Annotated in this window: 24 protein-coding genes, 1 pseudogene and 1 riboswitch; of the genes and pseudogenes, 17 read left to right on the forward strand and 8 right to left on the reverse strand. The window is 72.1% G+C overall.

What is annotated here, in order from left to right; genetic code table 11:
- Window positions 1-71: 71 nt before the first annotated feature.
- Together AY578_RS25580 and AY578_RS25585 are read left to right on the forward strand one after the other, a co-directional pair.
- A complete protein-coding gene (locus AY578_RS25580) occupies window positions 72-866 on the forward strand; it encodes an SGNH/GDSL hydrolase family protein (protein ID WP_026243633.1) in 795 nt (264 codons plus the stop codon).
- A 143-nt stretch (window positions 867-1,009) separates the two neighbouring features.
- The gene (locus AY578_RS25585; RefSeq protein ID WP_019523534.1) at window positions 1,010-1,525 is read left to right on the forward strand and encodes a hypothetical protein; all 516 of its coding nucleotides are present in this window, start codon (window positions 1,010-1,012) and stop codon (window positions 1,523-1,525) included.
- 213 nt (window positions 1,526-1,738) lie between these two features.
- On the opposite strand, the gene AY578_RS25590 is transcribed toward AY578_RS25585, so the two are convergent.
- The 5 genes and pseudogenes from AY578_RS25590 to AY578_RS25610 form a co-directional block, all read right to left on the reverse strand.
- Window positions 1,739-2,986, reverse strand: coding sequence for an MFS transporter (locus AY578_RS25590; RefSeq protein ID WP_019523533.1), 1,248 nt, complete (start codon window positions 2,984-2,986; stop codon window positions 1,739-1,741).
- A gap of 177 nt (window positions 2,987-3,163) precedes the next feature.
- Window positions 3,164-4,024: an energy-coupling factor ABC transporter ATP-binding protein gene (locus AY578_RS25595; RefSeq protein ID WP_215048226.1), complete on the reverse strand. Its 861-nt coding sequence runs from the start codon at window positions 4,022-4,024 to the stop codon at window positions 3,164-3,166.
- Window positions 4,021-4,770 carry a cobalt ECF transporter T component CbiQ gene (gene cbiQ / locus AY578_RS25600; protein ID WP_136238032.1) on the reverse strand — a complete coding sequence of 250 codons (750 nt, stop codon included), beginning with the start codon at window positions 4,768-4,770 and terminating at the stop codon, window positions 4,021-4,023. Before cbiQ ends, AY578_RS25595 begins: the two co-directional genes overlap by 4 nt.
- A gap of 225 nt (window positions 4,771-4,995) precedes the next feature.
- Window positions 4,996-5,244, reverse strand: a pseudogene (locus tag AY578_RS25605) (energy-coupling factor ABC transporter substrate-binding protein); the annotation flags it as partial.
- Window positions 5,241-5,960: an energy-coupling factor ABC transporter permease gene (locus AY578_RS25610; protein ID WP_019523529.1), complete on the reverse strand. Its 720-nt coding sequence runs from the start codon at window positions 5,958-5,960 to the stop codon at window positions 5,241-5,243. The gene AY578_RS25610 and the pseudogene AY578_RS25605, both read right to left, overlap by 4 nt.
- A 30-nt stretch (window positions 5,961-5,990) precedes the next feature.
- Window positions 5,991-6,173, reverse strand: a riboswitch (cobalamin riboswitch).
- Between the two features lie 201 nt (window positions 6,174-6,374).
- Here AY578_RS25610 and AY578_RS25615 point away from each other — a divergent pair.
- Genes AY578_RS25615 through AY578_RS25635 form a run of 5 tightly spaced genes read left to right on the forward strand, consistent with a single transcriptional unit; the run spans window position 6,375 to window position 11,478 of the window.
- Window positions 6,375-7,967 (forward strand): ABC transporter substrate-binding protein, encoded by a 1,593-nt coding sequence (locus AY578_RS25615; protein WP_028961673.1) that lies wholly within the window; start codon window positions 6,375-6,377, stop codon window positions 7,965-7,967.
- Window positions 7,964-8,956 (forward strand): ABC transporter permease, encoded by a 993-nt coding sequence (locus AY578_RS25620; RefSeq protein WP_019523527.1) that lies wholly within the window; start codon window positions 7,964-7,966, stop codon window positions 8,954-8,956. The genes AY578_RS25615 and AY578_RS25620 overlap by 4 nt, the downstream gene beginning before the upstream one ends.
- Window positions 8,953-9,843, forward strand: a complete 891-nt coding sequence (locus AY578_RS25625; protein ID WP_161107126.1) for an ABC transporter permease — start codon at window positions 8,953-8,955, stop codon at window positions 9,841-9,843. Before AY578_RS25620 ends, AY578_RS25625 begins: the two co-directional genes overlap by 4 nt.
- Window positions 9,840-10,826: an ABC transporter ATP-binding protein gene (locus AY578_RS25630; protein ID WP_258905666.1), complete on the forward strand. Its 987-nt coding sequence runs from the start codon at window positions 9,840-9,842 to the stop codon at window positions 10,824-10,826. Before AY578_RS25625 ends, AY578_RS25630 begins: the two co-directional genes overlap by 4 nt.
- Window positions 10,819-11,478 (forward strand): ABC transporter ATP-binding protein, encoded by a 660-nt coding sequence (locus AY578_RS25635; RefSeq protein WP_258905667.1) that lies wholly within the window; start codon window positions 10,819-10,821, stop codon window positions 11,476-11,478. The genes AY578_RS25630 and AY578_RS25635 overlap by 8 nt, the downstream gene beginning before the upstream one ends.
- A gap of 37 nt (window positions 11,479-11,515) precedes the next feature.
- Here the strand turns inward: AY578_RS25635 and AY578_RS25640 are convergent, their stop codons facing one another.
- A complete protein-coding gene (locus tag AY578_RS25640; protein WP_258905669.1) occupies window positions 11,516-12,583 on the reverse strand; it encodes a hypothetical protein in 1,068 nt (355 codons plus the stop codon).
- Between the two features lie 198 nt (window positions 12,584-12,781).
- Between AY578_RS25640 and AY578_RS25645 the strand changes: the two genes are divergently transcribed.
- Window positions 12,782-13,291 (forward strand): hypothetical protein, encoded by a 510-nt coding sequence (locus tag AY578_RS25645; protein WP_019523522.1) that lies wholly within the window; start codon window positions 12,782-12,784, stop codon window positions 13,289-13,291.
- Between the two features lie 34 nt (window positions 13,292-13,325).
- Here AY578_RS25645 and AY578_RS25650 read toward each other — a convergent pair whose 3' ends face one another.
- The gene (locus tag AY578_RS25650; RefSeq protein ID WP_258905671.1) at window positions 13,326-15,248 is read right to left on the reverse strand and encodes an SMI1/KNR4 family protein; all 1,923 of its coding nucleotides are present in this window, start codon (window positions 15,246-15,248) and stop codon (window positions 13,326-13,328) included.
- 140 nt (window positions 15,249-15,388) lie between these two features.
- Here AY578_RS25650 and AY578_RS25655 point away from each other — a divergent pair, with 140 nt between their 5' ends.
- Both AY578_RS25655 and AY578_RS34145 read left to right on the forward strand, forming a co-directional pair.
- Window positions 15,389-15,619: a hypothetical protein gene (locus tag AY578_RS25655; protein ID WP_215049083.1), complete on the forward strand. Its 231-nt coding sequence runs from the start codon at window positions 15,389-15,391 to the stop codon at window positions 15,617-15,619.
- Complete coding sequence (locus AY578_RS34145; RefSeq protein ID WP_370878990.1) at window positions 15,549-16,055, forward strand: protein kinase domain-containing protein; 507 nt, start codon at window positions 15,549-15,551, stop codon at window positions 16,053-16,055. The genes AY578_RS25655 and AY578_RS34145 overlap by 71 nt, the downstream gene beginning before the upstream one ends.
- Here AY578_RS34145 and AY578_RS25665 read toward each other — a convergent pair.
- Window positions 16,001-16,435: an ATP-binding protein gene (locus AY578_RS25665; protein ID WP_026243630.1), complete on the reverse strand. Its 435-nt coding sequence runs from the start codon at window positions 16,433-16,435 to the stop codon at window positions 16,001-16,003. The two genes, AY578_RS34145 and AY578_RS25665, sit on opposite strands and share 55 nt — an antisense overlap.
- 338 nt (window positions 16,436-16,773) lie before the next feature.
- On the opposite strand from AY578_RS25665, the gene AY578_RS25670 reads away from it, so the two are divergent.
- The 7 genes from AY578_RS25670 (at window position 16,774) to AY578_RS25700 (ending at window position 21,885) form a co-directional block, all read left to right on the forward strand.
- A complete protein-coding gene (locus AY578_RS25670; protein ID WP_028961666.1) occupies window positions 16,774-17,046 on the forward strand; it encodes a helix-turn-helix domain-containing protein in 273 nt (90 codons plus the stop codon).
- Between the two features lie 226 nt (window positions 17,047-17,272).
- Window positions 17,273-17,626, forward strand: coding sequence for a hypothetical protein (locus tag AY578_RS25675; RefSeq protein ID WP_019523518.1), 354 nt, complete (start codon window positions 17,273-17,275; stop codon window positions 17,624-17,626).
- Window positions 17,627-17,633: 7 nt separating this feature from the next.
- Window positions 17,634-18,275 carry a DUF5819 family protein gene (locus AY578_RS25680; RefSeq protein ID WP_258905679.1) on the forward strand — a complete coding sequence of 214 codons (642 nt, stop codon included), beginning with the start codon at window positions 17,634-17,636 and terminating at the stop codon, window positions 18,273-18,275.
- Between the two features lie 8 nt (window positions 18,276-18,283).
- Window positions 18,284-19,300 (forward strand): HTTM domain-containing protein, encoded by a 1,017-nt coding sequence (locus AY578_RS25685; RefSeq protein ID WP_251142888.1) that lies wholly within the window; start codon window positions 18,284-18,286, stop codon window positions 19,298-19,300.
- 21 nt (window positions 19,301-19,321) lie between these two features.
- A complete protein-coding gene (locus AY578_RS25690) occupies window positions 19,322-20,173 on the forward strand; it encodes a serine hydrolase domain-containing protein (protein ID WP_258905683.1) in 852 nt (283 codons plus the stop codon).
- 43 nt (window positions 20,174-20,216) lie between these two features.
- Window positions 20,217-20,423, forward strand: coding sequence for a hypothetical protein (locus AY578_RS25695; protein ID WP_028961662.1), 207 nt, complete (start codon window positions 20,217-20,219; stop codon window positions 20,421-20,423).
- A gap of 10 nt (window positions 20,424-20,433) precedes the next feature.
- The gene (locus tag AY578_RS25700) at window positions 20,434-21,885 is read left to right on the forward strand and encodes a phytoene desaturase family protein (RefSeq protein ID WP_215049079.1); all 1,452 of its coding nucleotides are present in this window, start codon (window positions 20,434-20,436) and stop codon (window positions 21,883-21,885) included.
- Window positions 21,886-21,959 lie beyond the last annotated feature (74 nt).

Raw genomic sequence — 21,959 nt, forward strand, 5'->3', positions numbered from 1 at the left:
TCCCGCCCTGCTACAACACCAGTTGCTCCCTCAACTACCGTCGCGAGTTTCGTCGTGAGAGGCGGACACACGTGTCAACGCGTTCACTGGGAACAACTCTCGCCACCCTGGTCCTCGGTGTGGCGACCGTCCTCGGCCTGGCACAACCTGCCGCGGCCGCCGGCCACCACTACGTGGCCCTCGGCGACTCCTACTCCTCCGGAGTGGGCGCCGGGAGCTACACCTCCGAGAGCGGCGACTGCAAACGCAGCACCGTCGCCTACCCCCAGCTGTGGAGCAACGCCAACGCCCCCGCGTCGTTCAAGTTCGTCGCCTGCTCGGGCGCGACCACGACCAGCGTGGCCTCCTCGCAGCTGAGCGCGCTGTCCTCCACCACCACCCTCGTCAGCGTCACCGCCGGCGGCAACGACATCGGCTTCGCGGACGTCATGCAGACCTGCGTCCTGCAGTCCGAGGCCACCTGCGTCGCCGCCGTGAACAGCGCCGTCTCGCAGATGCAGAACTCCCTGCCGGGCAAGCTCGACTCGCTGTACTCGTCGATCCGCTCCCGCGCCCCGCAGGCCCGCGTCGTCGTCCTCGGCTACCCGCGCTTCTACAAGCTGTCCGGCAGCTGCATCGCCGGCCTCACCGAGACCGAGCGCAGTGCCATCAACAACGCGGGCGACGTCCTCAACGGCGTGATCGCCAAGCGTGCCGCCAACGCCGGGTTCGCCTGGTCCAGCGTGGTCGACGAGTTCACCGGCCACGAGCTCTGCTCGGGCGACGCCTGGCTGCACAGCGTCACCATCCCGATCGGCAACTCCTACCACCCGAAGGCCGTCGGCCAGTCCTCCGGCTACCTGCCCGCCTTCCGCTCTGCGGTCTGACGGGACGACAACTGCTCACGCAGGCGGCAGCATTCCGTTTTGTCCTCTGGCGGACGCGCGTAGACCCCGGGCATCATCTGTCTGCTCCGCCTGCACAGCCGTCCCTCACACACCCTGTCCCCTCAGCAGGAAGGTCCCCCCACATGAAGACCCTCAAGGCCCCGAAGCTCCGCTCGGCCCTGACCGCCCTCGCCCTCGTCGTCGCCCCGGGCGCCGTGGTGATGGGCACCGCCGGTGAGGCCGCCGCCGTCACCAAGATCAGCCACGCCACCGCGACGTCCATGTTCAGCCAGGTCGGCATCACCTGGTCGTCGTCCGGCGGCTGCTCCAACCGCAACGTGTCCACCTGCACGTCCTTCGACCAGCTCAACCTGGCCACCGCCCAGGGCGCCCAGACCCTGAAGCGGGCCAGCGGCTGCGCGCTGAACATCACCGGCGGCACCGAGACCGGGCACGCCTCCGGCACGTACTCGCACTGGAACGGCTACAAGCTCGACTTCGGCAAGAACACCTGCGTCACCAACTACATCAAGAACTCCTTCAGCTACATCGGCGTGCGCGGCGACGGCGCCCAGCAGTGGCAGTCCGGCTCGGGCAACGTCTACGCCGACGAGGGCAACCACTGGGACGTCACCTACTACAACTGCGGGGGCTGCTGAACGGGCGCCCTCTGACAGGTGCTGTCACCCAATCTGACGTTTGCGCAGTTCCCCGCGCCCCGGGGTGTGCAGTGCGCCGCACCCCAAGAGTGAAGGGCGCGGGGGCAGTACCACACCCCTGGGGGCGCGGGAACTGCGCGAGCGGCAGGACAGGGCGCCGGCCTTGCGACGCACGGTCGGCCGAACACCCCGCCGCGGGCGCCGGTCACGCGCTCACCCCCCGGCGCGCTGCCCGGGCCGCTCCACGGCAACTTCGCCGGAGGCACCGGCACCGGCCCCGCCGTGACGGGGCCCGCGGGCACCGGCGGCAGGCGCCACCAGGACAGCCGCGGCGACGAACACCAGGACGACTACCATCGCCGGGCGCAGTCCGTAGTGATCGCCCAGGAAGCCGAGCGTGGGCGGCCCCACCAGGAACGCGACGTAGCCGATCGTCGCCACGAGGCCGACCCGGGCGGTCTCGTCGGGCCCCGAGTCGCCGGCCGCCGACAGAGCCACCGGGAAGCCCAGGGACGCGCCCAGTCCCCAGAACAGGACGGCGGCCGCCGCCACGACCGCGTTGTCGGAGAAGATGACCAGGCACAGACCCACGGCTCCGGAGACCGCGCTGGCCCGCACCACGGCCGCCCGGCTGTAACGGCTGAGGAAGAACGCGCCGCCGAAGCGTCCCAGGGTCATCGCGGCGGCGAATCCCACGAAGACGAGCGAGCCGAGGGCGGCGTCGAGACCGTGGCCGTCGACCATCAGCAGCGGCAGCCAGTCGTTGGCGGCGCCCTCGGCGAGAGCCATGGCCAGGACGATGGCCCCGATCATCAGCAGCCGTCGGTCCTTCCACACCTGCGGGCCCGCCGGTCGTGCGGAGTCCGAAGCGGGCACCGCGGCACGGACCCCGATCCCAGCGGGCACACCGCCGATGGCGTACCCGAACATCGCGGCCGTCACCGCGGCCACCGCCAGGAGGTGCCAGTGGGCGGGGAACGCCGCGGCGGTGGCCGCCATGCCGGCCAGGCCGCCGACGACGGTGCCCAGGCTGAAGCATCCGTGCAGCGTGGGCAGAACCGGCCTGCCGGTGATCCGCTCGACGTCGGCACCGTCCACGTTGATCGCCACCTCGCCCGCCCCGATCCCCAGGCCGAACAGGCACAGCCCCGCGGCGACCAGGGGCGCGGAGGCGAGGGCGGTGCCCCCGCCCACGACGACCACACTCGCGATGACGAACAGCGTGCCGAGCGCCGTCACCGGCCTGGTCCCGAACCGGGACACGAAACGGCCCGAACACAGGATGCCGGCCATGGAGCCGACGGACAGCCCGAACAGCACCAGCCCCATCTCCCCCGTGGACACACCCAGACGGTCACGGACGTCCGGCGTGCGCGTGATCCACGAGGACATGGCGACGCCGTTGAGGAAGAAGAAGAGGTACAGCGCCCGGCGGCGTCGGCGTACGGCACGGTCGGTCAAGGTGGGGCTCCGCCGGGGATGGTGGGAACGAGGGGCAGGCAGGCGACGCTCCCGCTCACCCACCGGGTTTGAACAAATGTACACATCGAGCCGCGAACGCCCTTCCCGAGGCCGCGTGCACCGCCAGGAGGCCGGCACCGCTGAACAGGCCCCACCCCCGTCGGCCGGAGACGGAACCTAGTCAGGACGCCGTTCCCCGCACTCCGGCAGGGCGGCCAGCGCCGCCAGTTCCTCCGGGGTGCGGGGACCGGCGTCCGCGGCGTAGGCCGGACCGCGCGCCCGCAGGAACAGGCCGGCCGCCACACCCCACGGCAGCCTCAGCCCCGCCGCCGTGAGGAGGTCCCGCCGGGACAGCATCTCCGCCGCCGGGCCGGTGTGCGCGCCCCACGGGGTGAGCAGCGCCGCGTCGTCGGCCCAGCGCAGGGCGAGGTCCACGTCGTGCGTCGCCATCACCACCGTCGTGCCGCCCGCCCGCAGACCCTCCAGGGTGGCCAGCAGCCGCTCCTGGCCGTCGGGATCGAGGCCCGCCGTCGGCTCGTCCAGGATCAGCACCCGCGGCCGCATCGCGACCGCGCCCGCGATCGCCGTCCGCTTGCGCTGCCCGTACGACAGAAGATGCGTGGGCCGGTCGGCGAGCGCGGCGATGTCCAGCGCCTCCAGCGCCTCCGCGACCCGCGCGCGCACCGCCGCGTCGGGCAGCCCCAGGTTCAGCGGCCCGAACGACACGTCCTGCCCCACGGACGCGGCGAACAGCTGGTCGTCCGGATCCTGCACCACCAGCTGCACGGTGCTGCGCAGCGCCGTCAGCCCCTTCCGGTCATGCCGCACCGCACGTCCCGACAGCAGCAACTCCCCGCCGTACGGCCGCAGTCCGCCGCTCAGCAGCCGCATCAGCGTGGTCTTGCCGCTGCCGTTGCGCCCCAGCAACGCCAGCGTCCTTCCCTCGCGCACCTCGAAGTCGAGCCCGGTGAACACCGGCGGCCCGTCCTCGTACGCGAACGACACGTCCCGCAGTGCCACCAGCACGGTTCCACTCACGACAGGGGCCTTTCCAGTACGAAGGTGAGGGCGGCCAGCGCCACCAGGAGCGCCACGCTCGCGGCCGTGAACCGGGCGGACACCCGCGCCTCGGGCACCAGCACGCGCAGGGCGCCGTCGTAGCCGCGGCCCGCGAGCCCGGTCTGCAGCCGCGCCGCCCGGTCGAAGGACCGCACGAACGCGGTCGCCCCGAGCCCGCCGAGCGAACGCCACGTCGCCGCGCGGGTGGTGTGCCCGAGCCGCGCCGCCTGCGCCCGGTGCACCCGGCGCACCGAGTCGAGCAGCAGAAAGCTCATCCGGTACGTCACCAGCGCCACGTCCACCAGCGGCGCGGGCACCCCGGCGCGCACCAGGCGCGGCAGCAGGTCCGACATGGGTGTGGTGAACGCGAACAGCAGCACGCCAAGGGAGGCCGCCGAGGTGCGCAGCAGCAACTCCCCGGCGCGCAACGGCCCGTCGGGCGCGGGCGACACGAAACCGCCGGGCCCGCCCACCCTCACCAGCAGGGTGAGCGCCCCGGTGACGCAGAACCCCAGCGGCACCCGGTACGCCCGCCACAGCCGCCCGGCCGGCACCCCCGCCGGGCCGAGCAGCAGCACCAGCGCGCTGACCAGCACCAACGCGGCGCCCGGCCACGGGGGCAGGGAGATCGCGAGGACGGTGAGACCGAGGCCGAGGACGGCCTTGTCCACGGGATGGCGGCGGCGCCAGCGGCTGCTGTGCGCCGCCGCGTCGATCGGCAGCACGGGCCTGTCAGCCCCGTCCGCCGTCGGCGCCGGAGCGCACCTCCGCGTCGTCCCGGGCGCCCGCGTCGCCGCCCCGCCGCCCCGCTCGTGCGTCCCGTCCGGGGCCCGCAGGCCGGCGGCCTGCTCACGCGCCCCTTCCGGGGTCTGAACGCCGGCCCGCTCCCGCTCCCGGGCCCGCGCCTCGCCCTGCCGCCGGCCACGCCGCAGCCCGAAGTAGTACGCCAGCACGCCCGCGCCGAGCGCCGCCTGGACGGCGAACAGCGCCGACTCGATCTCCCCGGACGGCGGTTCGTACAGCGGCGAGAACCATGGCTCGTAGTCCGGGTCGATCTCGGTGATCGCGGTCTCCGCCTCGCCGTCCGCGCCGGCGAACGGCTCCTCCTTGTGGTCGCCGAGCCCGAACGCCAGCGGGATCACGGCTAGAGCGGCGACGAGCAGCAGGAGCAGCGTGTTGATCTTCGCGTTGCGGCTCATCGGGCCACCGCCTCGGGCGACTCGGCCTCCGCGGCCCGCTTGCCGTCGGCCACCGAGGTGACCAGCACGCCGAGCCGGGTCAGCTCGCCCTTGCTGGACTGCACCAGCAGGCGCATCACCAGCACGGTCAGCAGCCCCTCGCTGACCGCGAGCGGGATCTGCGTGACGGCGAAGATGGAGCCGAACTTGCCGAGCGCGCCCAGGAATCCGCTGCCCGGGTCGGGGAACGCCAGCGCGAGCTGGACGCTCGTCACGCAGTACGTCGACAGGTCGGCGACGAACGCGCCGCAGAACACCGCGCCCATCAGCGGCACGCCGTACCGGCGCAGCAGCCGGTAGGCGCCGTACCCGGCCCAGGGGCCGACGATCGCCAGGGAGAAGACGTTGGCGCCGAGCGTGGTGAGCCCGCCGTGGGCGAGCAGCAGCGCCTGGAACAGCAGGGTGATGGTCCCGAGCACCGCCATGACCGGCGGCCGGAACAGGATCGCGCCCAGCCCCGTGCCGGTGGGATGGGAGCAACTCCCTGTCACCGACGGGAGCTTCAGCGCGGACAGGACGAACGTGAACGCTCCCGACGCGCCCAGCAGGAGCGTGCTCTCGGGATGTTCTCTGACGTCACGGACGAGCGACCGGGCTCCGTGGACGACGAACGGCGCCGACGCGACGCCCCAGGCGACCGCGTGCGCCGGAGGCAGGAAACCCTCGGCAATGTGCATGGCTCGGCAGACCCTCTCCAGCACCTCGTGGATGGTTGACGCGCCTTGGCCGGTCTCCTGGCTGACGGGTACCACCGCCCGTGCTCCGCCTTCCCGGGTCCCGAAGGACCCAGTGGCTGCCCGCGAGGGCCGGAGCCGGACTTCCCGATCACAGTGGCGAGGGCCGCACCGGTATCGCACCGATTTCCCGTCACCAAGGCGTGGTGACAGTAGTCCCCGCCGCGGCCCGGTGACAAGCGGCGACAGGGGCGCGCGGAGGGCGCCCGGCGGCTCGCACCCCGGCGCACACCTGCGCGTTCGGGCCCCGGGACGGCCGCCCGGGAACCGGGGGACTGGTCGGCCGGCGTTCCGGGCAAGGTCTTCTTGCAATTAATATGCAAGAGCGATTGACCGGCAACAGGGATGTGAGGTTCGATGACGACCCGACGACGCATACGGGGCGCCGCCGCCGTGCTGGCGACGGCCACGGCGGTCTCCGCCTGCTCGGCGCCGGGCTCCGGCGGCACGGACGCGGGGGCGGCCGGCGAGTCCGTGGTGATCGGCGTCTCCACCGAGCCCGACACCCTCAGCCCGCTCCTCGGCTACGGCAAGGACGGCAACTCCAAGCTGTTCGACGGCCTGCTCGCCCGCACCGCCGACATGACGTTGAAACCCGCCCTGGCCAGGGCGCTTCCGCGGATCACGGACGGCGGACGCACCTACACGTACACCCTGCGCGAGGGCGTGAGGTTCAGCGACGGCACGCCGCTGACCGCGCGGGACGTCGTCTTCACGTACCGCACGGTCCTCGACGACGACACCAACAACACCGCCAAGAGCGAACTCGCGGCCGTCGAAAGCGTCCGGGCGGTGGGCGACGACACGGTCGTCTTCACCCTCCACCACCCCTACGCGCCGTTCGCCGCCCGCACGGTGCTGCCGATCGTCCCCGAGCACATCGCCGGGAAGCAGGACCCCAACACCGGGCCCTTCAACACCAAGCCGGTCGGCACCGGACCGTACGTCCTCGTCGACTGGCGCAAGGGCGAGAAGCTGACCTTCAAGGCCAACCCGCACTACTGGGGCGGCGCCCCGAAGGTGAAGAAACTCACCATGGCGATCGTCGCCGACGACGACGTCCGCGCCACCCGGCTCCGCTCCGGCGACCTCGACGGCGCGGTCCTCCCGCCCAACCTCGCCGCCACCTTCAAGAGCGACGACGGCAGGAAGACGTACCGGGCCACCTCCTACGACGTCCGCGTCGTCACCCTCCCCAGCGGCAACCCCGTCACCGGCGACACCGCGATCCGCCGCGCCCTCGACCTCGCCGTCGACCGGCAGGCCATGGTCGACAAGATCCTCGACGGCGCGGGACGCCCCGCCTACGGGCCGCTGCCCGTCGACGACCCGTGGTTCGCCAAGGAGACCGAGCGGTCGCGCGACCTCGCGAAGGCCGGCCGCATCCTCGACGCCGCCGGCTGGACGAAGCGCGAGGACGGCATCCGCGCCAAGGACGGCCGCCCCGCCCGCTTCACGCTGTACTACCCCTCCGGCGACAAGGTCCGCCAGGACCACGCCCTCGCCTACGCCTCCGACGCCAAGAAGGCCGGCATCGACGTCCGCGTGGAGAGCGCCACCTGGGAGGTCATCGAGCCCCGCATGAACCGCGACGCCGTCCTCGCGGGCTTCGGCAGCACCGGCGACCCCGACTTCGGGCTCTACACCATGCTGCACTCCTCCCTCGCCGGCGACGGCTTCAACAACATGGCGCACTACGACAACCCGGCCGTCGACCGCGCGCTGGAGACCGGCCGCCGCAGCCAGGACCCCGCGACCCGCAAGGCCGCCTACGACGCCCTCCAGCGCGCCCTCGTGAAGGACCCCGGCTACACCTTCCTCACCCACATCGACCACCTGTACGTGCTCGCCGACCGCTGGAAGGGCCTCACCACCCAGACCGAACCGCACGAGCACGGCTTCGCCGCCGGACCCTGGTGGAACGTCGAGGACTGGCAGCCCGCGACATGAGTCACGCCCCCTGGCCGGCGGTGACCCGGCTCGTGGTGCGCCGCGCGCTGTACGCCGTGCCGGTGCTCCTCGTCGTCACCTTCGGCGTGTTCGCCGTCGCCGCCGCGTCCCCGTTCGACCCGGTGAGGGCGTACGCGGGCACGGCCGCGCTCGGCGCCGACCAGGAGACCCTGGACCGGCTGCGGGAAAACCTGGGCGTGGACCGGCCGTTCACCGCCCGCTGGTGGGACTGGCTGACCTCCGCGCTCGGCGGTGACCTCGGCCGGTCGGCGGTGATGCGCCAGCCGGTGGCCGAGGTCATCGGCGAACGCCTGTTGTGGTCCACGCTGTTGTGCGCCGTCGCGTTCGCCGTGGCCGTGCTGCTCGGCACGGTCCTCGGCGTGCTCGCCGCCCGCCGCCCCGGCTCCCTCGTGGACCGCGCCGTCACCTCCGCCGCGTACGTCCTGGAGGCCGCCCCGGTCTTCTGGATCGCGCTGCTCGCGGTGTGGCTGTTCGCCCTCCAGCTGGACGTCCTCCCGGCGGGCGGCCTCACCGACACCGGCAGCGATCGGATCACCTTCGGCGGCCTGGTCGAGCACCTGGTCCTCCCCGCCGGCGTCCTCGCCGTCTCCCAACTGCCCTGGTTCACCCTGTACGTCCGTCAAGGCGTCGGCGACGCGCTCGCGGAGGACCCCGTGCGCGGGGCGAGGGCGCGCGGCCTGAGCGAACGCACCGTGCTGCTCGGCCACGCCCTGCGCTCCGGCCTGCTGCCGGTGCTCACGCTGATCGGCTCCCGGGTGCCGGAACTCATCACCGGGGCGCTGCTGGTGGAGACCGTCTTCAGCTGGCCCGGCATCGCGTCCGCCACGGTGGAGGCGGCCACGGCGGTCGACTTCCCGCTGCTCGCCGCGCTCACCACGCTCGCCACCGCCGCCGTCCTCGCCGGCAACCTGCTGGCCGACCTGCTCTACGGGCTGATCGACCCGAGGGTGAAGCTGGAGGAGATGTGACGACCCACGTCGACGTGCCGGACAGGAAGTTGGCCTGGCGTGCGCACGGGACCGCCCGCCGCTCCACGCACGTCCTGCGGCTGCGCGTCTCCGCCGCCCTGGTCTCCGTGACCGTACTGGCGGTGCTGCTGGTGCCGCCGCTGGTCCAGCTCGATCAGCAGGCCGTCGACCTGGCCGTCAAGCTCGAACCGCCCAGCTGGGCGCACCCGTTCGGCACGGACGACGTGGGCCGCGACCTCCTGCTGCGGTGCGTCTACGGGCTGCGCGTGTCCCTGCTGGTGGGCGTGGTGGCCGCGCTCACCGCCACCGTGATCGGCACGGCCGTGGGGGCCGCCGCCGGCGCCCTCGGCGGCCGGGCCGACCGTCTGGTCATGCGTCTGGTCGACACCCTGTCGTCCGTGCCGCATCTGCTGCTCGGCATCTTCATCGTCGCCATGTTCCGGCCAGGCGTCTGGCCGGTGGTGATCTCCGTCGCCCTCACGCACTGGCTGTCCACAGCGCGCATCGTCCGCGCGGAGGTGCTGTCGCTGCGGTCCCGGCCGTTCGTGGACGCGGCCGTGTCCGGCGGGGCGAGCCGGTGGCGGGTGACCGTACGCCATCTGCTCCCGGGCGTGCTGCCACAGGCGGGCCTCGCCGCCGTACTGATGGTCCCGCACGCCATGTGGCACGAGTCGGCCCTGTCCTTCCTGGGCCTGGGCCTGCCCACGCACACCGCGAGCCTCGGCACGCTGATCCAGGGCGCCCGAGGTTCCCTCCTCGCGGGCCAGTGGTGGCCCACCCTCTTCCCGGGCCTGTTCCTGATCCTCCCCACCCTCGCGATCGCCGGCCTGGCGGGCGCGTGGCGGGAACGGATCAATCCGCGACGCCGATCGGAGCTGATGCTGTGACCCTCGTGCCGCTTCTCTCGGTACGCGACCTGTCCGTCCGCTTCCTGCTCCCCGGAGGGCGCCGGGTCGACGCCGTGTCGGACGCGTCGTTCGACGTGGCGCCGGGGGAGTGTCTCGCGCTGATCGGGGAGAGCGGGTGCGGCAAGTCCGTGCTGGCGTCCGCCCTGCTCGGCCTGCTCCCGGCCAACGCCCGCACCGCCGGCCACGCCCGCCTGGGCGACCTCGACCTGCTCACGGCGGACGAACGCACCCTCGCCCGCGCCGTGCGGGGCCGCCGTATCGGGCTGGTCCCGCAGTCCCCGGCGGCCCACCTCACCCCGGTGCGGACGATCCGCTCGCACATCGAGGAGACGGTCGCCCGCCTCACCGGCGTCCGCGGCCGTGCCGCCCGCCGGAAAGCCGCCGAACAGGCCTCGCTGCGCGCCGAGTTCCCCCTGGGCCACCTCGACCGGCACCCGCACGAACTGTCCGGCGGGCTGGCCCAGCGCGCCGCGACCGCCCTCGCGCTGGTCGGCGACGCCCCGCTGCTGCTCGCGGACGAACCGACCACCGGCCTGGACCGCGACCTGGTGGACCGCACGGTCGACGAACTGCGCCGCCACGTGGACGCCGGCCACGCCCTGCTGATGATCACCCACGACCTGGCGGCGGCCGAGCGCATCGCCGACCGGGTGGCGGTCATGTACGCGGGCCGGATCGTCGAACTGACCGACGCGGACCCCTTCTTCGGCTCCCCGGGCCCTTGCCACCCCTACAGCCGCGGCCTGCTGGAGGCGCTGCCCGAGCGGTCCTTCACCCCGGTCCCGGGTCTGCCCCCGGAACTGGGCAGCCTCCCCGAGGGGTGCGCCTTCGCCCCGCGCTGCGACCGGGCGACGGACGCCTGCGCGACCCTCCCGCTCCTCGGGAACACCGTCGCCTGCCACCACCCGGTACCGGCCGACACCCCCCGCACGACCCGTACCCCGGAGGACACCCGTGCTTGAGCTGCGCGCCGTCACCGCCGGCTACGACCGCCGCGCCCCCGTCGTCCGCGACGCGCACCTCACCGTCACCGCGGGCGAGGCGGTGGGCCTGCTCGGCCCGAGCGGCTGCGGAAAATCGACCCTCGCCCGGGTCGCCGCGCTGCTGCACCGCCCGGACGCCGGTGAGGTCGTCCTCGACGGCACACCCGTCCGCGGCTTCCGTCATCGGGCGCCCCGTGAGCAGCGCACCGCCATCGGCGTGGTGTTCCAGCAGCCGCGCCTGGCCGCCGACCCACGGCTGCGCCTCGCCGACCTGATCGCGGAACCCCTGCGGGCGACGGGCCGGCGCGCCTCGGCCGGCGACCGCGTGGCGGAACTGGCCGACGCCGTGGGCCTCACCCCGGACCTGCTCGGCCGCCGCCCGCACGAGGTGAGCGACGGCCAGCTGCAACGCGCGTGCCTGGCGCGGGCCTTGGCGTTGAAACCCCGGTGGCTGGTGTGCGACGAGATGACGGCGATGCTCGACGCGTCGACCACGGCCGCGGTGGTGCGGGTCGTGGAGGACTACCGCGCCTCGACGGGCGCGGGCCTGCTGTCGGTGGGGCACGACCGGACGCTGCTGAACCGCTGGTGCGACCGTACGGTCCCCTGGGAGGCGGTGGCCGCGGGCTGAGGCCCGGGCGGCCCGAGCCCGCCTCCCGGGGAACGGGTCACCACATCTGGGTGTCGTCCGCGAGGTCGCCCTCCCCGAGCGGGACGTCCCCGAACTCCTCGTCAGTGGCGGGCCCGCCGAAGGGGCCGGAGAGCATGCTGCTCATCAGTTCCTCGATGTCCAGCTCGGTGGCCCCGGCCGGCGCCTCGGGCTTCTCACCCTCGCTGACGCGCAGCACCAGCGCGAACTTCTTGACCTTCGCCGTCTCCGTCAGCTTGGCGAGATCGACGGACACCTCGGTCAGCTCGCCGTTCTTCAGCGTGAAGTCGGCGCTGACCTTCGTGTTCGGGGCATCCGCGACATCCTTGGCGGTGGGCAGCTCCTCGCCGATCGGCAGCTCGTTCCGCAGCGGCTTCACCGCGTCCAACAGCTCGGTCAGCAGCGTGCGGAAGGGCGCGGTCGCCTTGATGTGCTCGGTGCCGTCCGAACCGCCGGAGGTGGTGAAGTCGACGTTCTCGGCCACGGCCTTCTTCAGCGCGTCCGTCAGCTTCTTCTGCGTCTTGGCGTCGAGGCTGGGCTCGGCCGAGGGCTCCTCGGCTCCGAGGCCTTCCGCCCCGGACACGTTCTTGCCGGTCTCCTCCATCGCCTTCTTGGAGAGCTTGATCCACTGGCCTTCGAGGAGCTTCTTGAACGCCCCCGCCTGCGGCGGCAGTTCCTTCACCGACGGCATCGGATTGCCCGACATCTCGCCCAGCGTGGCGGCGTCGACGCGGGCGTAGATCCAGTCCCCGACCAGCCGGTACTCGAGGAGGGCGCCGTCAGGACCACTGAGCTTCATCGCCATCGCCGTGAAGTCCTTGTCCTCGGACTCCTTGATCGGCTTCTTCGAGTACATGGAGACGCTGATCGTCCCCTCGCTGAGCAGCTCGGCCATCTCGGCCGGCATCTCCTCACCCGGCTCCGACTGCTCGGCGTCCAGCGCCATCAGCGACTTCGCATCGGTGTCGAGGTCCAGCTCGAAGGCGATCGAACGCTCCTCGCCGAGCTTCTCGAAGGCGTTGTCCAGCTTCTGCCCGGCGGTCAGGTTCTCCACGGTGCCGCAGGCGGCGGCACCGGCGAGAACCATGCCGGCGACGGCGGTGGTGGTGAGGGTCTTGCGCAGTGCGAAAATGACGATCTCCTTGTCAAACGACCGGTCCGGTCGTCACATCAGACGACCGAGCAAGTCGAACGGTTGTATGGCAAATGCAAGTTCATGGGGGAAACGCGTACGGAAGTGGCCCGTGCCCGACTCACCGGCCCGCGCGCAGGGAAGAACCGGACCATGTCCACTCACACCACGGCCGCCGCGGGAGTCCAGGTCTGCTCCCTCAAACGGGACACCCCGCAGACCGTCCCGGCAAACAGCCCCTACACGGTGATCCGGTTCCCCTTTGGCTCCGCCGAGTCCAGCGACCGTTTCACGATGCACCAGGTCAACCAGCCCGACGGCTATGTGATCACCGACTGGGACAACGACCCCCGCTCCGGCCTGATATGGCCCAGCGTGGCCGGCTGGGGCACCCTGTACGCGATGATCCAGTGGGAGGCCGGCAACTACGACGAACTCCGCGACCAGTTCGTCCGCGACCCCCTCGGGCTCACCCCCAACCCCAATGACACCACGGCCACGGAACACCGCCCGCCGAGCCCCGGCATGCAGTGCTGGACCAAGAGCTGGGGCATCTTCGTCGACCCGTCCGTCCCCCTCGCGGTGCGGGCCACCCACGACGACAGCGTGGCCCGCAAGATCGTGCTGGCGGAGTTCAAGCTGGTGATCCACGAGGCGGCGTGAGGGCGGTGTGCGCCCGCGGGCCGGGGGCCAGGGGTTACGTTCGCGGCCTCCCGACGCTGATCGTGGCGTAGGCGAAGACCTCGCCCTCCCGGGGCGCGCGGTTCCAGGACCGGGTGGTCAGCTCCGGCAGGATGCCCTCGGCCAGCGCGTGCCAGGGGAGGGCGAGCCCGAACTCTCGCTCCAGGGCGGTCAGCAGACGCCGCTCGCGGTCGGTGTCGTCGCCACCGCTCAGCACCGGCGCCGGGTCGAGGGCCTCGGGCACAGGCCCCGAACGCTCGACGTCCGTGCCGCGCAGCGTGTACGCGTACAGCTCCTCGCCCCGCTCGGCGACCGAGAGGTGGAACAGCGCCGGGAGGTCGTCGCGACCGCGGCGTATCCACAGCACCACGGCGCGCCCGCCGCCGCGGGAGGCCTCGATGGCTGGGGAGACGAAGAGGCGCCCAGGCCCCCGAACCCCTGCGGCCGGGTCGAACCCGAACGCCCACCCGGAGCCCGTCCGTCCCACCCCCACCACGGCCCGGTCCTCCCACGGCGCGGAGTCGTCCCGCTGCCGCCTGACGTCGTGGGGGAACCACCCGGCGGGACGGACGGGCGGGGCGGTCAGGCCGGCCCCCGCGTTCTGCCCGACCAGACCGGGCAGCGCCTCCGGCTCCACGCCCTCCACCCACAGACACCGGTAGGAGCCGTACGGGGCGTTCCACCGCTGGGCCTCCGCGAGCCAGGACAGCCCCGGCGGATCGAGGTCGGGCACCGGCTCGGGCGCCACGCCCGCCCGTCCGGCGCGGGGCGTCGCCAGCAGCTCCCGCCCCCGCTCCCGCGTGACCACCGGTCCGAGCACCGGATCGGCCAGCAGTCCGAGCGGAGCCATGAGTTGCGGTACGGGCGGCGACCAGGAGGGCAACGCGGCCCGGATGACTCGCCATGCGCCGTCGGTGTCCCCCCACCGCGCCGCCTCCCGCGCCTCGGCGACGGCCTGCCCGAAGTCACCGCCAGGTGCGTAACGGTAGGAGCCGTCGCGCACCTGGGCGAGTATCGCGTCGGCGGCCGCTCGGACGGCATCGTCGGTCTCGGCGCCCAACGGGAACTGGTGGCCACCTGGGTGGGGGCGGCTGTCCCGCACCCGGGCCAAGGCCATCACGGGCACCAGCTCGTCCGCACAGCGAGGATCGGCGACAAGGTCACCGAAGAACATGCCCCCGCCGCTGACGCCCCGCGACAGCACGTCGAGCTGCCCCAGCATGCCCCAGGCCCCCGGCCGCCCGTATCGCCGCGCGACCTCGAGCAGTTCCCGTGCCGCTTCCCACCTCCCGCTCAACGCCTCCTCCCGTGCCCGCGCGACGTCGGCGTCCCGGGCGCGGGTGGTGTCGTTGGCGAACTCCGGGAGACGCGCCCGTCCGGAGTGGAAGGACTCGTACCGGCGCTGCATGTAGGCACGGAACGACGGATACCGGTCCGGGTACTCCCCGCTCCACCCCTTGTAGACGTACAGCGCCCACTCGCCGTGCTCGTCGGTGTCGCCCGGATCGAGGAGCACGTAGGACATGTCGGAGTCGGTCTCCAGTTGCAGCGCGCGCTGCCACATCCCGGCGAGCAGCACCTCCTGCTCCGTCGACCGCTCGTCCAGGTTCTCCCGGTACATCGGCGTCATGCCGAACGGATCCCCGAACCAGCCGATCTCGTGCGCCGCCCCGAGCTGGTAGATCGAGTCGTCGCGCAGACTCCAGCCGTTGCTCGCCAGAAGGAACTCCCGGTATGACGGCGGCAGCCGGGTCCCCAGGCGCCGCTCGGCGTCGGCCACCTCGGCCTCGGACGCCGGCGGAGCACCGAGCGCCGCCAGATCGGAGAGGGCCGTCTCGCCTTCCTCTTCCTCCAGTTCCATGGCCTCGTCCTCGCTCGGCACCCACTCGTCCTGCCAACGCCGCAGGAACGTCCCCCAGTCGAACCCGTTGTCGTCCATGCGCCGATGGTGGCAGCACCCACTGACAACGCTCGGTGCCTCCTTGGTCCCATCGCGCCGTCCCGGACGTGGACGAAAGTCGCAGGGCCGTCGACTTCCGCCCGATCCCTGACCGTTGCACGCGCCGCTGAACTGGCCGCATGCCGACCCGAACGTGCGAGCCGACCGCCGTCACCGCCCGCGCCCTCGCCCCCGACCTGGCGCGAGGCTTCATGCTCCTGTTCATCGCGCTGGCCAACTCCCACTACTTCCTGTCCGGCCGCCCGGTGCTCGGCGGCTACCCCCGGGACGGCTCGGCCGGTGCGCGGCCTGGCCCCCGGTCTGTGCCGGGCTCTGGGCGACATCCATGGAGCCGGGCTCGTACACCGTGATCTGAAGTCGTCGAACGTGATGGTCACCATCGACGGACCCAAGGTGATCGACTTCGGCATCGTCCGGGCACTGGACGGTTCGACCACCAGCGGTCTGACATCCACCGGGGTGGTGATCGGCTCACCCGGATTCATGGCTCCCGAGCAGATTCTCGGCGAGCGGCTCACCCCGGCCAGTGACATCTTCTCCCTCGGCGCCGTGCTGGCCTTCGCGGCGTCCGGGCGCCTCCCCTTCGACGCCGGCCGCGTTTCTCACCTGGCCCTTGTTCTGGTGGACGCTTGGGTGGACCGAGCTGAGCAGCCCCAAGGCACCGGCCGGCGACGTCGACTACCTGTACTGACCCAGAAGGATGGTCGGCTGAGGGCCGGCCGTCGAGGTGATCAAGCAACCGCGTCGACCAGATCCGCCCGGACCGTCTTGCCGGTGGGCGGATAAGGGACGCAGTCCCAGTGGTCGGCGAGGGCCGCGACGAGGGTCAGGCCGCGTCCGCCGGTGGACAGAGGGTCAGGCGTGGTGTCCGTGGGGCGGAGGTCTCCGCGGGCGTCGCTGACCTCGACGCGGAGGCGGCCGGCCGCAGGGTCGAGGGCGAGCGTGAGCCGGAAGCAGCGCCCCGGCACGCGGCCGTGCAGCACGGCGTTGGCGGCCAGTTCCGCGACGACCAGTTCGGCGCGCTCCACGAGGTCCCGCGAGACGCCCCAGGAACGCAGTTCGGCCACCGCGAGCAGCCGCGCCAGACGGGCGCCGCGCCGTGTGGACGACAGCAACTGCGTGAAGGTGCGAAGGGGGTTTGCGACGCGAGGTGTTGCGTGGTTCATGGCGTCAGACTGGCGGCTCGGTGCCGGCGGGCGCGAGTGCCGCGCCCCGTACGCGAAGCAGGCGTACGAAGGGGGAGAGCACGCGGTACGCCGGAGTCGCGCGGCGCTGTGTGAGGAACTCCGACAGGTGTCAAAAAGTGGTTGCTTTAACGAAGTTGACTGTAATTCAAGTCACCGGAAGGGCTTTCCAGCCACCGCGCGACACTAAACTGACCAGTAAGGAAATGATGCGGGCGACGCCTCGGTGCAGCGATTGACCACCGCTGCCGGCGTGCCCGCTTTGCCCTGCTGCGCCGCATTCGGCTCAGCGGGGGTACGTACGCAGGGGGAGATTTCACTTGACCACGGTCGTAGAGACCCGGCCGTTCGACGTTTCCGTTGACGGGGAGACGCTGGCACGCCTGACGTCCCGGGAGCGTGAAGTTCTGCGCTGCCTGGCGAGAGGCGAGACGAACCGCCTGCTCGCCCGGCGGCTGGGAATCGCGGAAAGAACCGTCCGGGCCCATGTCACGAGCGTCGTGCGCAAGCTGGACGTGGGATCCAGATTCGAGGCCAGTCTGGTGGCGTTCCATCATTACGAGGCCCTCTCCGAGGAGACAACCGCCTCCTGAGGCATTGCCTCCTACGGCATTGCCCCATACGGCATTGCCGCAAGAGGCATTGCCCCATACGGTCATGCCGCGAACGGCAATGCCGCAGGAGGCAATGGAAGAGCCCGCCCCACCCTGGCAGGCTCGACGGCGTCGTTGGCCGTGCGTCGACATATACCCGGAACACCTGACCGGGCGCACGGCCTTGCCCATATCTGGATTACCGTCCTCGGGAGAAACAACCCGCATGAACATCAAGAAGATCGTCACCGCCGCCGGTGCCGCCACCGCCGGCGTCGCCCTCTTCGTCGCCACCCAGGGCAGCGCCCAGGCCGCCCCGGCGCAGCCGGCCGCGCCCGTGGCCGCCGCCCAGCCGTCGCAGGGGAAGGCGCCGCAGGCCCTCGCCTCTCTCGTGGGCAAGGCCGCCAAGTCCGTCGGCAAGGCCGCCACCAAGGGGGCCAACAAGGCCACGGCCGTCGGCAAGGGCATGGCCGTGGTGGCGAAGAGCAACGCCGACAACATGCTGTCTCACGGCAGCATCTTCGCCCCTCCGGCCGATCTGCCGCAGGGCGTCTCGGCCGACTCGGTCTTCGACCGGTAAGCACCACGTGACGCACTCGTACCGCACCACCAGGAGGGCGGCGCTCGTTGTCGGCGGCGCCCTCCTGGGCGCTCATATGACCATGGCCGCCCTGTCGCAGGCGCCACTCAGTCCGGCGAAACTCGTCTACGGCGACCGGCTGGCGGAATACCTCGACCCGTACTTCTCGCAGAACTGGCAGCTTTTCGCCCCGACGCCCCTCTCCGACGACCGTGGCATTCTCGCGCGGGCCGCGTGTGCCGACGGATCGGTGACGCAGTACTACGACGTGTCGGCCCGCGGTGTGGAAAAGGCGCAGAATTCCCGCTTCTTCCCGTCGCGGGAGATCCGCATCGTCTCCGCGCATCTCCAGAACATCACCAGCAGCGAGGAACTCCTCAGAAGGATCCGCCAGCAGCAGACCAACGACAAGAAGCCCCTGCTGCCCCCGCTTCCCTATGAGAAGGCCACCGAGGCGGAGTCGGTGAAGGGACTGTCCCGGTACGCCTACGACCAGCTGCCTGCCGTATGCCACGGGGAAACGGTGAAGCTCCAGATCCGTATGTACGTGCACGAGCTGCCGCCGTGGTCGCAGCGTCACGACCCCTCCGCCGAGGGGAAAGTCCTGGTGCACGATTTCGCCTGGCAGAAAACCCGGGATCTGCGATGAAGAACTCCTTGAAAAGCATCACCGACCGGCTGGACGTCTGGTCCCTGCGTCCCGCGGCCGTCACCGGTGTCTCGGGAACGCGGGCGCTGCTCGGTTTCGTCGGGCTCATGTACTACGTGAGCCAGTACCAGGAGCGAAACTATCTGTTCGGCCCCGACGGGGTGCTCCCGTACGAGGACTTCAAGGCCCAGCTGACCGGCTTCAGCCTGTACACCCTGTCGGCGTCGCCCTGGTACTTCCAGCTGGTCTACCACCTGGGGATCGCCGCCGCGCTCGCGGTGATGCTCGGCGTCGGCGGCCGGCCCGGACTCGCCATGCACTGGGCCCTGTTGTGGTCGGTCTACCAGCGGCAGCCCGGCCTCCTGGACGGCGGCGACAACCTCGCGCACGTCGTCATCCCCTTCCTGCTGCTGACGCGCTGCTACGACCGGTTCGCCCTGCCCACCGGCCTGGCGAGCCGTCTCGCCCGACGGGTCCCGGGACACCTGCGGGCGTTGTCCGTGCCGTTCCACAACCTGGGCGTCCTCATGGTCGCGGCGCAGATCTGTCTGGTCTACGTCGTCTCCGGCCTCTACAAGGTCATGGGTGAGGAATGGCAGGACGGCACCGCGCTCTTCTACATCATGCGCGTCGCGGAGTTCGAGCTGCCCGGCTGGTCGCACCTCGTGTACGAGAACGACCTCCTGGTCGTCCTCGGCACGTACGGAACGGTCGCCTTCCTGGTCTACTTCCCCATGGGCGTGCTCGTTCCGGCGCTGCGTCCCTGGGCGGCGGCCGCGTCCATCTGCTTCCACCTGTCGATCGCGTTCTTCATGGGGCTGACCGGCTTCGCCCTGACGATGATCGCCTGCGATCTGGTCTTCCTGTCCGGCGCTCTCGACCGTGCGCTGATGTGGCTCCGGGAGAGGCTTCCCGGGTCCCGGACGCCCCCGGCGGACTCGGCGCCGGCAGACCCCGCGACGGCGGAGCGGCCGGGCGGAGAGAACACGACGCAGCCGACCGCGCCCCAAGCCGAACTCGTCTGACCGACAGGAGCGACAGACAGCATGCCCACCCCTCTCTGCCTGCTGGGCGGTGCCGGTGTCGAAGACCGGGCCGCCCACGGCCACGACCGGGACCGGTTCGTGGAAATCGGCTCTCTCAGCAAGGTGTTCACCGGAACCGTCCTGGCCCAGCTGGCGAAGGAAGGGACCGTGGGCCTCGACACTCCGCTGGAGAAGTACCTGGAGGAGGTGCCCGCCGGGACGGGCATCACCCTCCGGCACCTCGCCGAGCACACCTCGGGCCTGCCGCGTCTGCCGCCCGGTCCCGCCGGTCCGCCCGACGACCCGTACGCCGCCTTCACCGAGCAGGCTCTGCGCGCCTCGCTGCGCGAGCTGGACCGGGTGGCCACGGGCCCGCTGGGCAAGGAGGAGTACTCCAACCTGGGGTACGCGGTGCTCGGGCACGCCCTCACCACCGTCACGGGACGCCCGTACCAGCAACTCGTGGACGAGCACGTCCTGTTGCCGCTGGGACTGGACGCGGGTGCGGTGACCGCGCTGCCGCCGCGGGACCGGTGTCTCGTGCCACAGGGCCTGTTCGGGCGGCCCCGTCCCCGGTGGACGCTGACCGGGCCGATCCTGCCGGCCGGCGGCCTGTGGTCCACCTGCCGGACCCTGTCCCAGGTCGTGACCGGACTGCTCGTCGAACGCCGACTGGGCCCGCCCGCCCCCAGCTGGCAGCGGAGTGCGTCGATCACGTGGCACAACGGCGCCACGCGCGGCTCGTCCGTCGTGGCCGCCGCGCACGACGACGGCCGCTGGATCGTCCTGCACCGCCTGGGCGCCGCGGACCGCACCGACCGTCTCGCCAGAGAAACCCTCCTCGCGGCTCCCGCGCCGTACGGCCGGACCTGAACAACAACACCACCACCACCACGAAAGGTCCACGGGAAGCGTCTTGAGAATCACCTGGTTCGCCTGGCTGGCACAGCACGCCGACGAATACGGCTACAGCGACGGGCCGTTGCGCGCCTCGATAGGGACGGGCGCCGTGCTGGTGACCGCCGCGCTGTTCTGGTTCGCGCTGCACCGCAACCGGCCCGCCGCCATGGCCGCCGCCGGCGTCACGTGCGCCCTGGGCATCGGCTGGCTGGCCTTCCACTGAAAGGACCCTCATGACGGACGCCGTCGTCGTCGGTTCCGGACCGAACGGTCTCGCCGCCGCGCTCACCCTCGCCCGTGCCGGGCTCCGGGTCGAGGTGTTCGAGGCACACCAGCGCATCGGCGGAGGGCTGCGCACGGAAGCGCTGTTCGACTCCGAGGTGCTCCACGACATCTGCGCGGCCGTCCACCCCATGGCGCCGGCGTCCCCGTTCATGCGGTCACTCGACCTGGAGGCGCACGGCGTCCCCCTGCTGCACTCTCCCGCCGCCTACGGGCACCCCCTCCAGGGCCGACCGGCCGCACTGGCATGGCGTGACCTCGACGCCACCTGCGCCGGACTCGGCCGTGACGGGCAGCGATGGCGGCGGCTGATGCTCCCGCTGATGGAGCGTTCCGCGGACGTGGTGGACCTGATGCTCTCCACACAACGCACGCCGCCGAACCCGAAGGCCCTGGCCCTGCTGGCCACCCGCCTGCCGGCCCAGACCCTGCGCGTCGGCGGAGGCCTGCGCACGGAGGCGGCCCGGGCGCTCCTCACCGGTGTGGCCGCCCACGGCATCGGCCGACTGCCCTCACCGGCGTCCGCCGCTGTCGCCCTGCTGCTCGGGCACCTCGCCCACACCACCGGCTGGCCCGTCCCCCAGGGCGGCTCCCAGGCCGTCGCCGCCGTCATGGCCCGGCAGATCGAACGGCTCGGCGGCCGGATCCACACCGGTGTCCGGGTGGACGATCTGCGGGACCTGCCCACCCGCGGGCTCACCCTCCTGGACGTCTCGCCCCGCGAACTGGCCCGGATCGCCCCGCTGTCCCAGGGGTACCTCCGCGCGCTGTCCCGCTACCGGTACGGACCGGGCGCGGCCAAGGCCGACTTCCTTGTCGAAGGCGCGATCCCTTGGGCCGACCCCCGCCTGTCCCAGGCTGCCACGATCCACCTGGGCGGAGCCCGCGGCACGGCACCGCAACTGGCCCGAGCCGAGACGGCGACGGCCCGGGGGGTGAGGGTCCCGCACCCGTACATCATCGTGGTCGACCCGGCCGCGGCGGACCCGGCACGGGCCGTCCGGGGCAGGAGGCCGGTATGGGCCTACGCGCACGTACCGCACGGCGATCCCCATGACCCCCTGCCGACGATCCGCGCCGCCCTCGAACGCCACGCGCCGGGCTTCACCGACACGGTGATCGCCGAACGCGGGGTGTCGGCGGCGGAGCTGGGCGCGTACAACCCGAACTACGTCGGTGGCGACATCGCGTCCGGCGCGATGACCCTGTGGCAGACGCTGGCCCGCCCCGTCCCGCGCTGGAACCCCTACCAGACGCCCCTGCCCGGCACGTGGCTGTGCTCCTCGGCGACCCCGCCGGGTCCCTCGGTGCACGGAATGTGCGGGTACTACGCGGCGCGCGCGGCACTGGAGACATGGCGGAAGGCGGACCGGCCCGCGATCGCGCACCTGCTCGAAGGCTGACGCCGACCGCGACGACCGGACCCGGCCTCGCCGGCACTTGCAGCTCCCGGCCGGACTCGGACCCGGAGGCGCCC

Source organism: Streptomyces thermocarboxydus (assembly GCF_024760485.1).
Taxonomy (GTDB): Bacteria; Actinomycetota; Actinomycetes; order Streptomycetales; family Streptomycetaceae; genus Streptomyces; species Streptomyces cellulosae.

What these genes read in the sequence shown, in the direction of transcription:
- AY578_RS25655 (WP_215049083.1), top strand. Translation starts at nt 15,389, where the DNA reads ATGCCGACCCGAACGTGCGAGCCGACCGCCGTCACCGCCCGCGCCCTC.
- AY578_RS25585 (WP_019523534.1), top strand. Translation starts at nt 1,010, where the DNA reads ATGAAGACCCTCAAGGCCCCGAAGCTCCGCTCGGCCCTGACCGCCCTC.
- AY578_RS25665 (WP_026243630.1), bottom strand. Translation starts at nt 16,435, where the DNA reads ATGAACCACGCAACACCTCGCGTCGCAAACCCCCTTCGCACCTTCACG.
- AY578_RS25650 (WP_258905671.1), bottom strand. Translation starts at nt 15,248, where the DNA reads ATGGACGACAACGGGTTCGACTGGGGGACGTTCCTGCGGCGTTGGCAG.
- AY578_RS25610 (WP_019523529.1), bottom strand. Translation starts at nt 5,960, where the DNA reads ATGCACATTGCCGAGGGTTTCCTGCCTCCGGCGCACGCGGTCGCCTGG.
- AY578_RS25690 (WP_258905683.1), top strand. Translation starts at nt 19,322, where the DNA reads ATGCCCACCCCTCTCTGCCTGCTGGGCGGTGCCGGTGTCGAAGACCGG.
- AY578_RS25700 (WP_215049079.1), top strand. Translation starts at nt 20,434, where the DNA reads ATGACGGACGCCGTCGTCGTCGGTTCCGGACCGAACGGTCTCGCCGCC.
- AY578_RS25675 (WP_019523518.1), top strand. Translation starts at nt 17,273, where the DNA reads ATGAACATCAAGAAGATCGTCACCGCCGCCGGTGCCGCCACCGCCGGC.
- AY578_RS25620 (WP_019523527.1), top strand. Translation starts at nt 7,964, where the DNA reads ATGAGTCACGCCCCCTGGCCGGCGGTGACCCGGCTCGTGGTGCGCCGC.
- AY578_RS25615 (WP_028961673.1), top strand. Translation starts at nt 6,375, where the DNA reads ATGACGACCCGACGACGCATACGGGGCGCCGCCGCCGTGCTGGCGACG.
- AY578_RS25645 (WP_019523522.1), top strand. Translation starts at nt 12,782, where the DNA reads ATGTCCACTCACACCACGGCCGCCGCGGGAGTCCAGGTCTGCTCCCTC.
- AY578_RS25640 (WP_258905669.1), bottom strand. Translation starts at nt 12,583, where the DNA reads ATGGTTCTCGCCGGTGCCGCCGCCTGCGGCACCGTGGAGAACCTGACC.